The organism is Glacieibacterium arshaanense, from assembly GCF_004681125.1.
GTDB lineage: Bacteria > Pseudomonadota > Alphaproteobacteria > Sphingomonadales > Sphingomonadaceae > Polymorphobacter_A > Polymorphobacter_A arshaanense.
Genome location: NZ_SIHO01000001.1, coordinates 850,492 through 863,305, shown reverse-complemented (window position 1 = coordinate 863,305; position 12,814 = coordinate 850,492). Strand labels below are relative to the sequence as shown.

10 protein-coding genes are annotated in these 12,814 nt (G+C 57.2%); 9 read left to right on the top strand and 1 reads right to left on the bottom strand.

The genetic code is table 11. The features are described 5' to 3' along the window. Positions 1-1,029: 1,029 nt before the first annotated feature. The 3 genes from EUV02_RS03965 (at position 1,030) to EUV02_RS03955 (ending at position 4,017) form a co-directional block, all read left to right on the top strand. Positions 1,030-1,827 (top strand): tail fiber protein, encoded by a 798-nt coding sequence (locus EUV02_RS03965; protein ID WP_135244900.1) that lies wholly within the window; start codon positions 1,030-1,032, stop codon positions 1,825-1,827. A gap of 5 nt (positions 1,828-1,832) precedes the next feature. Then, complete coding sequence (locus tag EUV02_RS03960) at positions 1,833-3,455, top strand: hypothetical protein (protein ID WP_135244899.1); 1,623 nt, start codon at positions 1,833-1,835, stop codon at positions 3,453-3,455. 190 nt (positions 3,456-3,645) lie between these two features. Further along, on the top strand, positions 3,646-4,017 hold the full coding sequence (locus EUV02_RS03955) for an MbcA/ParS/Xre antitoxin family protein (protein WP_135244898.1): 372 nt from the start codon (positions 3,646-3,648) through the stop codon (positions 4,015-4,017). A 45-nt stretch (positions 4,018-4,062) separates the two neighbouring features. Here EUV02_RS03955 and EUV02_RS03950 read toward each other — a convergent pair whose 3' ends face one another. Then, on the bottom strand, positions 4,063-4,356 hold the full coding sequence (locus EUV02_RS03950) for a hypothetical protein (RefSeq protein ID WP_135244897.1): 294 nt from the start codon (positions 4,354-4,356) through the stop codon (positions 4,063-4,065). Positions 4,357-4,383: 27 nt separating this feature from the next. Here EUV02_RS03950 and EUV02_RS03945 point away from each other — a divergent pair, with 27 nt between their 5' ends. The 6 genes from EUV02_RS03945 (at position 4,384) to EUV02_RS03920 (ending at position 12,809) form a co-directional block, all read left to right on the top strand. Further along, entirely contained in the window at positions 4,384-5,367 is a 984-nt protein-coding gene (locus EUV02_RS03945) for a hypothetical protein (RefSeq protein ID WP_135244896.1), read from the top strand. A gap of 19 nt (positions 5,368-5,386) precedes the next feature. Continuing rightward, positions 5,387-6,661, top strand: a complete 1,275-nt coding sequence (locus EUV02_RS03940; RefSeq protein ID WP_135244895.1) for a hypothetical protein — start codon at positions 5,387-5,389, stop codon at positions 6,659-6,661. Between the two features lie 6 nt (positions 6,662-6,667). Then, positions 6,668-8,407: a hypothetical protein gene (locus EUV02_RS03935; RefSeq protein ID WP_135244894.1), complete on the top strand. Its 1,740-nt coding sequence runs from the start codon at positions 6,668-6,670 to the stop codon at positions 8,405-8,407. Positions 8,408-8,484: 77 nt separating this feature from the next. Next, positions 8,485-9,057, top strand: coding sequence for a hypothetical protein (locus EUV02_RS03930; protein ID WP_135244893.1), 573 nt, complete (start codon positions 8,485-8,487; stop codon positions 9,055-9,057). Between the two features lie 3 nt (positions 9,058-9,060). Next, a complete protein-coding gene (locus EUV02_RS03925; protein WP_135244892.1) occupies positions 9,061-10,737 on the top strand; it encodes a terminase large subunit in 1,677 nt (558 codons plus the stop codon). After that, positions 10,737-12,809, top strand: coding sequence for a portal protein (locus EUV02_RS03920; RefSeq protein WP_135244891.1), 2,073 nt, complete (start codon positions 10,737-10,739; stop codon positions 12,807-12,809). Before EUV02_RS03925 ends, EUV02_RS03920 begins: the two co-directional genes overlap by 1 nt. Positions 12,810-12,814 lie beyond the last annotated feature (5 nt).

Sequence of the window (12,814 nt, the reverse complement as noted above, 5' to 3'; positions counted from 1 at the left end):
TATCGTCGCCTGTTTGCAGCCCTGCGGCCCGATGACCTACCCGCCTAAATGACGCCAAATGCGCCGTGTGTGAGCGCATGGCCTGAATGTCGCCTAATGTCCCAATGTGTTGCCATGATAGTACACTCGAGGCACTGTATGTCCCTGGTCGTGGGGTGACTAGCAGGTGCAACAGGTGTAACACCTGAAGGAAACCTAGCGAACTCAAGGACTTATGGACGTGGGGGCGGGAAGTCGTGGGGGACGAAGGTCAATCTTAGGGTCCCTCCCAGGGCGATCTGGTACCATAAGGCACTGATTAGCCTAGAGAATTCAAAAGTGACGGCTTCGCTGACCCTTTGATTTTTATGGTCAGACAGGCCTTAAAGCCCCAAGTTTTCCCCAGGTACCTACCCGATTATTTTTGGCACATTCCGGCCCCACAAGGCCCTTCTCGTCGACTTTTAGAAAACCCAGGGCGCACCACGCCTCCAAGCCCAATCGGTGCCTAAAAGAGGCCCTGTGGTTTTCCCTCAGATACCCCCACCCCAGGTTTCTGCCCGGAAACTTTATGCCGAAATGGTACCAGCAAGCACACCGTGCGGCGTCCCCTGTTTTCACCCAGGTACCCCCCGTACCAGTTGGCCGGATCGCTGCCTTTTGGATCATTTTCGAGGACACATTTCATAACCATTCAGGCACCTTTTCGCCCATGGTTCATTTCGCCTGTAAGCCCTTGATTTCCTTACTGTATCACCCATCTGGTTTCTAAACTGCCCATATGTGAACAGATGCGGTGACGGCTGGTTTCCTCCCGGTCCTCCTATAGGTGCCTTAAGGTACCTTGTAGTAGTTACTTAAAGAAGAAACCTTAAGGTTCTTAAAGGTACCTTTAGGCAAGAAGGCACCTCTCGTTTCCCAAAGTCCTAATAGTGTTTCCCTCGATGGAAACTTTCACAAAACCTCAAGTACCGTCTGGTGGAGTGTCCTCAAGCCCGCAAGGGCCTTTGGGCAACCACCAGGCCTGTACGTCGCCTTCATGGAAACCAGATGTCCCTCGAGACTGCCTCTTATCTTCATCAACTAAACCCCTCGTATCCTTCCGGCACCGACATGCAGCGTGAAGGTGACGACCACATTCGGCTCCTCAAGGCAGCCATCAAGGCGACCTTCCCGAACTTCACGGGCGCCATGAACCTGACGTCGACCTTCCTGAATGACATCGCGGTCCACCTGGTTCCGTTTGGCGCCATCATGCTCTTTTCGGGCGATACGGCTCCGACGGGCTGGGCGATCTGCGATGGCCGTACGGTCGCCAAGTCCGATGGTTCCGGTACGGTCACCACGCCGGACATGCAGAACCGTGTGCCTGTTGGCGCCTCAGTGGCCCATGCGCTTGGCGATATGTTCGGCCAGGAAAGCTACACGGTTACCGCAGGTGCCGGCGGTGGCCATACGCATGACGTCGACCTGGCGGATGCAGCAAACCACTCGCATAGCGTTTCGGCCGTAGGTCACTCGCTGACCGAAGCGGAACTGCCGGCCCATAAGCATCTCAACGGCATTTCGGACGATGGTGCTGCAGGCGCCTCAAGCCTGTTCGTTTACGGCGGAGAAGCCCAGACGGCCATTGTGGCTGTCGGTATCGATACGAACACGCATGGCGGCTTCCAGGGCTACACGTCCGAAGTCGGTTCCGGCACGGCTCATACCCATACGATCGATCAGACACCGGCCGGCGCCCATAACCATGCGGTTACCGTCACGGGCGTTGCGGGCCATAGCCATTCGGTCACCACAAGTTCCGTTCAGCCCTCAATGGCCTTGAACTACATCATGAAAGTCTAAAACATATGGCGACCATTCCAGTCCGCCGGCTCGGTTCGGCTGGTATCGTCGCCGATATGCACCCTGCAGACATCGAGGAGCCCGCGGTCTTCACGGCAGGCGTCAACGTGCGTTTCAGTAACGGCAGGGCCTCAAGGGCTCCAGTTGCTCGCACGGTCGCCACGTTGCCGATCAGTCCCGGGCACGTCCTCACGATCCCACCTGGCGCCGCTGGGTACGATGAGATCGTTATCGTTTCGCACGATTTCGGATCCATCCTGCACCTAAATGGCCTAGTGTACGAGGACCTCACGCCTCCTGGTCAAACAGGTATCGATGGGCTCTCCACGTTCACCAGCACGTACCTGGGTGGCGTCTCGTATATCAATCGGGACACTCACGCCCCAGTGGGTAAGGCCCCAGGTGACGGCACGTACCTTTCGCTGCCCGACTGGGCTCCGGAATGGCGCTGCAAGTCGCTGAGAGCCTACAAGGACTTCCTGATCGCCCTCGGGGTGACCAAGGGCGGTGCCTATTATCCCACGATGGTCAAATGGTCCGACCTTACAGGCTTTGGCGCACCGCCGGCCTCATGGGACTCAACGATCACAACAAACTCAGCTGGCGAAAACATCGTCAACGAAATGCAACACGCCATCGTCGACGGTGCGTCCCTGCGCGACAGCTTCATTCTGTACTGCACCAGCTCGGTGTGGACCATGAATTACATCGGCGGGAACCTCCTGTTCGACTTCCGGAAACTCTACGACGAATGCGGTGTCATCAACACGAACTGCGTCGTCCAGGTCGATGGGATGCACTACGTTTTCGACAAGAACGACATTTGGATTCATGACGGTGCTACCAAGACGTCCATAGCGGACCAGAAGGTGAAGAATTTCATCTTCGACGCCCTGGATTACTCGAAGGCCAATCTGTGCTTTGTGTCTCACGACGCCAAGCTGACCGAAGTGCGCTTCATGTACCCGTCGGTTGACCGCCTGGTTGGCTTTGCGAACCCGGAAACCGGTTGCAACCGTGCTGCTGTCTACAATTATGGCTCCAAGACCTGGAGCTTCTACGACGTACCGAACGTCACCTCAGGAACCAAGGCCGCCATCATCAGCGGGAAGACCTGGGAAGACGCCGGCGATACCTCTTGGGATGACCTTGGGGGCTCCTGGACTTCGGTTAGCGGCGATGAGGCGTCCCATATGCTCCTCGTGAGCCGTATGGACACCAACCAGGGCCTTTCGGCTGATCGTCTCTACGGATTCGACACGTTGACGGGTGGTCGGTTGCCGATCCCTCCGGAACCTGAGGCTTTGCGCCCTGCGTTCCTCGAGCGTACCGGCCTAGACCTCGACGCCCTCGGGAAGCACCTGACCCAGTACGTTCGCCTGCAGGCCATGTGGCCTCAGGTCTATGCGGATGACGCAAAGGACATCTACTGGCAGTTCGGCGCCAACGACCTTGTGGGCAAAGAGCCGCAGTGGTCCGTTGAGATGCCTTTCGACCCAGATGTTGACGGCAAAATCGACATCAACGAAGCCGGCAAGTACCTTGGGTACCGGTTCGGCGTTAGGGGCATTTCGGACTTCAAGCTTTCGGGCTTTGACATCGAAATGACCATTAGGGGCCGGCGATGAGCGTGGAACCTACAATCAAAATGGCTGCGGGGTATCGTAAGGGCATAAGGCCCGCGATGCCTCAAAGCTTCCCGCAATTCGTCGACGATGAGCTCATCAAGATCGCTTACGCTTTCGCGAACTATGAGGCTATCATAGCGTCACTCGAGGCCCGCATCGCGGTTCTAGAGGGTCCATAACGGAGCTCCTGATGACTGAAGCCGAACTCACCGGCCCTGCCCTGCGTACGTTCTTCAACATCGCCGCCGCTTGGAAATTGTCCAGGGCTGAGCAGATGCGCATCCTAGGACAGTCCAGCATTTCGACTGTGACCTACTGGAAGAGCGGTAAGATCAAAAAGATCAGCCGGGACACCCTCGAGCGCATTTCGTACGTCATCGGTGTCTTCAAGGCGATCAACACGATCCTGCCGGTCACCGATAGGGCCGATGAGTGGATGCGCCGGCCGAACAAGGCACCGCCTTTCGGAGGCATGAGTGCAATCGAACGGATGGCCAAAGGCAACGTCAGCGACCTCTACGTCGTCCGCCAGTACCTGGACGCTCAACTAACGTCACCATAACCAAACATCTAGAAACGAGAGGGGCCTTGAGTGATCCCTTTCGTTTCAGACCACCAATTCAAAGTCCCAGTCGTTCGCCGGCATGAGTACACCGTGTACCTCGAGCAAGCGGCTCCGCACCTCACGTTCATTCACTGCACCATGCGTGTCAGATGGTCCGCGACGGTCAAGAAGGCGTTCCTGCGCGATCTTGATGTCCTGAAGGACCTCCACGGTGGTCCCATTTACGCCCTTCATGAACCAGGCGACGAAAAGCACCTCAAGTTCCTTGGGATGTGCGGGTTCACATACGTCACCAATTATACCGACCGGGTTTCCGGCGAACTCACCGAAATCCATCGGGCACTTTAGAAAGACTTCACGCCCATGGGCAAAATGTTCCAGTCGACCTCGAAGACCTCTTCAACAGGCACTTCAGACTCCCAGGTTTCCGATTTCCAGAAGCCTTTCCTGCAGACCGCCTTCAACGGCGCTCAGGACCTCTTCAAGCAGAAGTCCGGCTCGGCTGCCTATGGCGGCGAACGTTATGCCGGTATGGACGGCCAGGCTCAGCAGACGCTTGATGCCCTCCGTAAGTATTCCACAGGCGCCGGTATGGGTGCTGCTAGCCGGATTGGCCAGGCAGGCTCAACGCTCCTGGATGGTGCAGCTGAAGGCGCTCATGGCTCTGCGGATGCCTATGCACGCATGGCCGGTACCGATGCCACTGCAGGGAACATTGCGGCCGCAAGGGCGTATGCGAATAACCCTGAAATTGACGGCATGGTCACCGCGGCAACACGCGATGTCACCCGCAATCTCAATGAGGGCACGCTCCCGGGCATAGATCGCCAGGCAACGGCTTCAGGCAACATCAACTCCAGCCGAGCCGGTGTGGCTGCCGGTATCGCTCAACGCGGTGCTGCAGATTCCATCGCGGACGTTTCGGCGAACATTCGGGGCCAGGCATACGACCGTGGTCTCTCTCTGGCCGAACAGGCTCGAGGCACCAATCTGTCCGCTATGGGCAATTCTGCCGGCATCTTCGGCAACCAGGTCTCGCAAGGCGCCGGCACTATCGGTGCAGGTCTTGATGCGACGTACGGCAACTATGACGAAGCCACCAAGGCAGCTGCTTTGGGCCAGGCGGATCGTCAGGGTTACGACACGGCCGCAAAGAGCCAGTGGGACGAAAACGACGTTCGTCAGCAGAAACTGCTCGATGCCTATTACGGCACAATTGGCGCAAACCAGTGGGGCCAAAAGGTCAACACCACGGGCACCGAGAAGGCGACCAAGAACCCTGGTCTCGTTGGTGGTCTCCTCGGAGCTGCTTCGACCGCTGCCGGTATCTACGGCGGCTTCAAATAACAATCTCAAGGAAATATAAATGGCAATCTTGTCCATGATCGGCCGCAATCCCAGGATTGGACAAGGCTCCCTTTCGACCGACGCGCTCGCATATGCACCGGGAAACCCGGCGGACCTCAATGTCTCAACGGCCCCAGGTCTGCCGGAAACACCAGAAGTCCCCCACCTGTCGGATGGTATTCTCAAGTCGCAACCCCTCGTGACGGTAGGTCCTGAAGGCGGCGCTTTAAACACGGCCTCCATACTCCAGGATACCAGCGGCATTAAGGCTGAAGGCGGCATCAAGGGCTTTCTGCACCGTCCAGGTGTGAGTGAAGGCCTTATTGCCTTGGGCTCTGGGCTTCTGTCCGGCAACGGATTTGCCGACGGCCTTTCAAAGGGTGGTGCAGGTTTCAGCAGGGCTATGATTGATGCCAAGAAGGTCGCAAGCGATGAACAGCATTTCAACCGCCAAGAGTCTCGTCTCGACCGCGGTCAGAACTACGTCGAGAAGAATGGTGATCGCGCAGCTGGCCTAGCCGAGCGTGGTCAGGACTACGTCGAATCCAACGGGGATCGTAACTACGGTCTACTGAAGATAAACTCAGATCAAAACGTCATTAACTCTAATAGGGACTTCAGTCTCCGTGAGGATGACCAGAAGTACAGTCACATGGATGGTGATCGTAGGTTTGTCCATACTGTTCAAAACGACAATGCTCAAAACGCTAATGCTCGTGAAAACACCGCGATCTCAAGGTACAATGCATATCACAAAGATGCTCCCTCGGGATACCGCATGCTTCCCAACGGGAACATGGAAGCAATTCCTGGGGGCCCCGCGGATGCTGGTGCAAGACTCACGTCTGGTGCAATTAAGGAACTGACAGGTCCGACGGAAACTGTCGCGAAGCTGCAAGATTTGACAGGAACTTTTAGGGACGACTTCGCCGGCCAATATGGCACAGGTAGAATCGCCAACTTCATGGGGCGCCATGGGGTCGACAAAAAGGAAGACCAGGCCAAATTCTGGCAGAGCGCAGATGCACTAAACAACGTGGATCGTAATGTCTTGTTTGGTGGCGCTCTAACACCTGTCGAAGCCGCAGAATGGGATAAAACCTCAATCGATCCTGGAATGTCGCCCTCTGTCATCAGAGCAAACATCGCAGCCCGCACGAGAATAACGCAGCGTGTGAGAGATCGCCTTGCGGCGACTTATAAAGCATCTGGCTATTCTAAAACGGGTGTGGACGCAGCGACATCCACCAACACAAACGACCCATACGCTGGGTACTCAGCAACACCTGGATAACACATAATGCCATCTTTCAACGTAACGTCACCGGACGGACGTAATTTCAAAGTGAACGTTCCGGAAGGCGCTACAGCGCAAGATGCCATTAGGTACGTACACGACCGTCACCTGGGCGCCCCTCAAGCCCAAGAGCAAAACTCCACGGCACCACATGAAACCGAAAAGCCTTCCCGCACCTGGGGAGACACTGCGGTCGATGTGGTGCGTGGGGTTGCCGATGGTGCAACTTTTGGTTTTGCCGATGAGATCGCTGCAGGTGCCCAATCGGTCGCCGGTGGGGCCCTTGGTGGCACATCAAGTTACGACGACAACCTGAAGGTCTACCGGAAGCGTGATGCAGAATCAGGCGCCGGGAGGCTTGTTGGCCAACTGGCCGGCGGTTTCATCAATCCTGCCTCAAGGGCTCTCCAAGGCGCCAAGGCCGTTGCAGCCGTCGGCAAGTTGGGCACTGCGGTGCTTGATGGTGCTGCATACGGTTTAGGGTCCGGTGAAGGTGACCTGAAGGACCGTGCAGTTTCTGCACTCGAAGGCGGCGCATTGAGCGGTGTGGGCCATAAGGCGATGGGTGCGTTATCGCGTGTCGTCAGTCCCCAAACCCGAGAGAACGTCAAAAAACTGCTGGCTGAAGGCGTCGAGCTCACACCAGGTCAGATCGCCGGCGGAGCTTTGCAGAAAGTCGAAAATGCCCTTAGCCGTGTTCCTGGAACAGGTGTGGCTGATGCATACAATCGTGGCGCAGAATCCTACGCTCGTGCTGCAACTAACCGTGTACGCACAGCTGTAGGAGCCCCTCTGGAGTATACGCCTGGCTTCGATAGAACGAACGTCCAGAGCGCTCATGATGTCGTTTCCAGCGCATACGACAAAGCTCTGGCTCATGCTGAACTGAAGCCGGATAGCGAATTGTACGGACATCTCGCAGATATTTTCGATCGGGCGGCTATCGACCTCCCGCCGGAACAAGCCCAGCACCTAACCAAGATTGTCACAGAGGCAGTTGATGGTTCGCTCACACGGGCGGGAAATCACCTTTCCGGTGCTGACGCCAATCGCGTTGACTCGGCGCTTGGTAAACATATCAGTGCCCGTGGTGTAACCACCGATCCGCACATGATTGTGCAGAAGGACTATCTGCAAGAAGCTCAAGGCGCCGTCCGCGACGCTATGGAGCGTCAGAACTCACCTGAGACAACTGCTGCACTTCAGAAGGCCAGAAGCGGCTTTGCAATGCTCGCACGCGTTGAGGATGCTGCTTCCAGAACAGGCTCCACTAACGGGCTGTTCACACCAAACAGCCTTCAAGCTGCGGTGAAAGCCGGCGACAGAAGTTCGCGCCACAACGCCACAGCGCGAGGCGTTGCCTTGATGTCTGACCTGGCCGATGCCGGTAAGGATGTTCTTCCGATGAAAGTCGGAGATAGCGGCACCCCTCTGAACGCAGCAATCATGAAGGCTATCGGCGTAGGCGCGGCCCCTGCGGCCGGAATTGGCGCCGTTACCGGTATGGTCAATCCGACCCTTGCAGCAACAATCATTGCGGGCCGTATGGCCTACAGCCAGGCCGGTCAAAAAGCCTTGCGTCACGCAATGACCTCACGTCCAGCCGGTGCCGAAAGTGCCGCTGAGATGGTTCGCCGTATGTCCCAGAAGACAAACCTTCTGGCGCCTGCGTTCCTTGGGAACAAGGACCCTAGCGCCTACGGGCCCCAGGGCGATCAGCAAGTCCCCAACGGGCAATACTAAACGAAACCTCAAGGCCAGGCAGGCTCCCAACAGACCTGCCTGGCCCCTGAGACCCCACAGAATTTCAAGGATACCTCATGCCTACCAAGCGTACCGGCAACCCTCGCGGTCGCCCGCCTGGCGTGAAGAACAAACCGAAGACCGTGGTCCTATTCGCCCTAGAGGCGCTCAAGGAGCCTCGAGTTGCACCGGTGGTTGTGAAACCGAAGAGACGACAAGGAAACTATCGGAACCAATACACCGATATGTCACCAGAGGAACGCTCGGCAGCCCAAAAGGCAAACGCCGCGAAGCGCACTCCGGAATCATTCAAGAACTGCGGCCGTAAACCGGGCGTTCCCTATCACCTGACAGCCAAGCAGCACGCCATCGTGCTTCAAGAGGCTCGCCCCGAGGTCAAGATTATCATGAGCAAAATGAAGAAGCAGGGCATTCTCCCTGAGGACACACGCGCCGTCCAGGCACTCGAGACCGCATTGACGGTCATGAAGAGCCAGACAGCCGACGCGAACAAGATCGCCGCAGCCCGGCTGATCCTCGATTTCACGAAATCCAAACCCGTCGCCATCAAGGAAGTTACCGTACGGACCGCTGAGGATATCCTCGACGAGCTCCTGGACGATGACGATGAGGCCACAGACAACGAGTAATTTATGGCCGTTGCGCCCCTGACTGCAGACGAGCTGGCCCAGAAGGCCCTCGAGAAGAAACGCAAGGCCGCCCGCCTCAGGCTCCTGAACGACTTCGAGTATTACGCCCCGCGTATCCTCAAGATCAGAACGAAAACCGGCGAGACCCTCCCCTTCAAGCTTAACCGTGCCCAGAGGCAGTTCTTCGAACAAATCCTGGACCAGTGGCAGAAGACCGGCAGGGTCCGCGTGGTTGTCCTCAAGGCCCGCCAGATGGGCCTGTCGACACTCTGGGGCGCCTTCATGTTCTGGTGGACCACCCAGCACAAAGGCCAAAAGGCCATGGTCATCACGCACAAGACGGATAGCACCAAGGCGCTGTTCGATATGACCAAGCGGTTTTACGACAGCATCGAGCCTGGCCACCCCTGCAAGCCCTCAAGTGGCGCATCGTCCGTACGGGAACTCAAGTTCGACATCCTGGACTCTGGGTACATGGTGGGTACTGCCGGCTCCGATACGGTTGGCCGCGGTGAAACCCTCCAGTTGGTCCATGCGTCCGAATTGGGCCTTTGGCCTAAAGGTAAAGCCGCAGACATCCTGAACGGTCTCCTCCAGGCCGTCCCAAAGAATGACGACACGTTCGTTGCGATCGAATCGACCGCTCGAGGTACCTCAGGTCCCTTCTACGAATACTGGCAAGGCGCCCGCCTGGATCCCCTGGACCCTGAAGGCAACGGGTTCATTCAGGTCTTCCTCCCGTGGTTTATCCAGGACGAATACTGTGAGGAACCCATCGAGGGCTTCACGCGCACCCTGGACGAAGAGGAACTGGCGGAAAAGCATGGCCTTTCGGACGGACAGCTCATGTGGCGCCGACGGAAGGTTGCGGCCGACGGTCTCGATCTGTTCAAGCAGGAATACCCGTCGAACGCGATGGAAGCCTTCCTGACCTCAGGTCGCCCTGTGTTCAACCTCGAGAAGCTTCACGAACGCCTGGCAGTCTGTCCGAACATCATTCACCGTCTGGGCCTTCAGTTAGGTCCCAAGCCGGAATTCATGCCGGACCCTCGCGGTGAGCTCCTGGTCTATCGGGAACACAACCCGGCCGAAAGTTACACCATCGGTTCCGACGTCGCTGAAGGCATCCCTGGGGCTCGCAAGTCCAATGGGGAATTCGAAGGCGACTATACGGTCGCTCAGGTCTTCGACAGTCGGAAACGTCAGGTTGCCGTATGGCGCGGACACGTCGATCCGGACTTCTGGGCCACCACGGTTTACCACCTGGGCCTTTACTACAATGACGCCCTTCTGGCCGTTGAAGTGAACAACCAGGGTATCTTGCCGAACACCAGGCTCGAAAAGGACTTCGACTATCCGAACCTTTATCGGCGCCTCCAGTACGACAAGATGCGTGACGAAGAGGTCGCAAAGGTCGGCTTCAAAACCGATCAGATATCAAAACCCCTCATCATCAGCGAACTGCGTGCAGCCATCCGTGACGGCACCATCGAACTGAACGACCAGAAAACCATCCAGGAACTCATGACCTTCGTCGTCAACCCAAACACGGGTGGCATGGAGGCTGAGTACGGCTCCCACGACGATACCGTCATGGCCCTGGCAATCACCAATCACATCCATGAAGGCCGCTTCGATCCCATCGAGGTCCCGGAGGATTCATATTTCGGATCAATTTAATGGCGCAGTCAAAGCGTAAAGCAATATCGGACGCTCAGCTGCTGTCAGCTTGTAAACGTCAGGCATCCCAGGGTGTCGGAATTCTCGACAGCAAGCTGGCACGCGAACGCCAGGACATCACGGATGCCTACAACGGCAAGAAGCCGCTCCCGGTCCGCGAAGGCGGCTCGAAGTACATCTCCAGGGACGTCTACAACGCCGTAGAGGCCATGAAGGGCCAGCTGCTCGAGACGTTTGCCGCCGGCAACAACATCGTCCAGTTCTCCCCGCAGAATGCCAACGACACCGCAATGGCCCGCATCGCATCGTCCTACACGGACTATCAGATTTTCCGGCTGAACGATGGCCTGGAGATTTTCGGTGACGTTATGCACGATGGCCTTACGGCGCGTGTCGGTGTCGCCAAGGTCTACTGGGAAAAGTCCTCAGAGATCGAAGCGGAACATGCGTTCGAACAGATGCCTGAAGAGCACTTTATCGGTGTCATGCAGCACCCTGGGTTCGAACTCCAAGCGAAGCCAAAAGTCACAATCGGCCCCGACGGCTCCAAGCTCTATACGGGCTTTGCGAACCAGATGGTCGACACGAGCCAGGTCCGCATTGATACCATTCCGCCGGAAGAGTTCATTGTGGCCAGCCGGACCAAGGACCTCCGCAGGGCATCTTATTGCGCCCATCGGGCCTTGAAGACGCTCGGCCAGTTGGTCGAAGAAGGTTACGATCAGGACCTGGTGGATTCCATCGGTGGCGATGATGACGACCTTAACGTCAACATGGAGCGCACACAGCGCCATGAGGCAACGGAAGACGGTGTCCTTTGGGGCAGCGATGATGCTGAAGACGAAGCGGGCCGTGAGGTCACCGTTTACGACAGCTATCTCCGTATCGACCTTGAAGGTGCCGGCGTGCAGCGTTTGTGGCGTGTGGTCCATGCAAGTGGCGTCATTCTCCACAAGGAAAAGGTGAAGTCTCACCCCTTCTGCGCCTTCCGTCCCTTGCCGATCCCTCACACGTTCTACGGCACCAACTACGCCCAGAACGTGATGCCGATCGCAAACGCCAAGACCGTGCTGACACGTTCGATCCTCGAGCTCACAGTCAACGCAGCTAATCCGCGGTGGCAGGTGGTCAAAGGTGGCCTAACGAACCCTCGCGAACTTCTCGATCCCCGTAACGGTGGCATCGTGAACGTGAAGGACCGTGAAAGCATCCTCCCGATGCCTCAAGGCCAGTTGCCTCCCCAGGCATTCCAGGTCCTTCAGATGACGGACAGCGACCGTGAGGACATTACCGGCATCTCGAGGCTCTCCCAGGGTCTCAGCAAGGACGCCATGTCCAAGCAGAACTCACAGGGCCTCGTGGAGCAACTGACGTCGAACTCACAGGTTCGCCAGAAGGTCGTCGCCAGGCACTTTGCCATCCAGTTCCTCAGGGAGCTGTACCTCAAGGTGTACGAGCTGGTCATCGAAAACGAGAAGTCCGAAAAGGTCTTCGAGTTGGCCGGCGAGTTCGTTCCGGTCACTCCTGGCCAGTGGACCTCAAGGCGCCATGTCACAGTGGACCTGAAGCTCGGTTTCGGTGAACGCGATCAGGTCGTCGAGGAATACCTCACGGCCCATAAGATCATGGGTTCCGACGAGTCTATGGCCCGCATGTACGGCGAGCAACAGAAGTACAACCTGATGTCGACGGTCTTCAAGCTGAAGGACATCAAGAACTTCCAGGACTACCTGGTGGATCCCACGACACTCCAACCGCCCGCTCCGGACCCCAAGGCCCAGGCGGAACTCGATGCCCTCATCAAGAAGACGGCTCGTGAGGACAAGGAGGTTGCTCTGCGTGAACAACAGCTGGCGCATCAGGCCCAGATGGAAACCATGCAGTTCGAGATGAACCAGAAGATCGAAGATATTCGCCTGGCACTTGCTGGACGTGCTGAAGATCGGAAGGACAAGGAAACCGAGAACCGTATCGACGTGGCAATGGCCGAACTCGAGATTGCGACGAATGTGGCCACACAGGCCGATCCCGCAAACGAGAAGGTCGCGACGATCATTTCGCCAAACAGCTAGGAACT

Coding starts and splice junctions, on each gene's coding strand:
- EUV02_RS03965 (WP_135244900.1), top strand. CDS start 1,030: ATGTCCCTCGAGACTGCCTCTTATCTTCATCAACTAAACCCCTCGTAT.
- EUV02_RS03960 (WP_135244899.1), top strand. CDS start 1,833: ATGGCGACCATTCCAGTCCGCCGGCTCGGTTCGGCTGGTATCGTCGCC.
- EUV02_RS03955 (WP_135244898.1), top strand. CDS start 3,646: ATGACTGAAGCCGAACTCACCGGCCCTGCCCTGCGTACGTTCTTCAAC.
- EUV02_RS03950 (WP_135244897.1), bottom strand. CDS start 4,356: ATGGATTTCGGTGAGTTCGCCGGAAACCCGGTCGGTATAATTGGTGAC.
- EUV02_RS03945 (WP_135244896.1), top strand. CDS start 4,384: ATGGGCAAAATGTTCCAGTCGACCTCGAAGACCTCTTCAACAGGCACT.
- EUV02_RS03940 (WP_135244895.1), top strand. CDS start 5,387: ATGGCAATCTTGTCCATGATCGGCCGCAATCCCAGGATTGGACAAGGC.
- EUV02_RS03935 (WP_135244894.1), top strand. CDS start 6,668: ATGCCATCTTTCAACGTAACGTCACCGGACGGACGTAATTTCAAAGTG.
- EUV02_RS03930 (WP_135244893.1), top strand. CDS start 8,485: ATGCCTACCAAGCGTACCGGCAACCCTCGCGGTCGCCCGCCTGGCGTG.
- EUV02_RS03925 (WP_135244892.1), top strand. CDS start 9,061: ATGGCCGTTGCGCCCCTGACTGCAGACGAGCTGGCCCAGAAGGCCCTC.
- EUV02_RS03920 (WP_135244891.1), top strand. CDS start 10,737: ATGGCGCAGTCAAAGCGTAAAGCAATATCGGACGCTCAGCTGCTGTCA.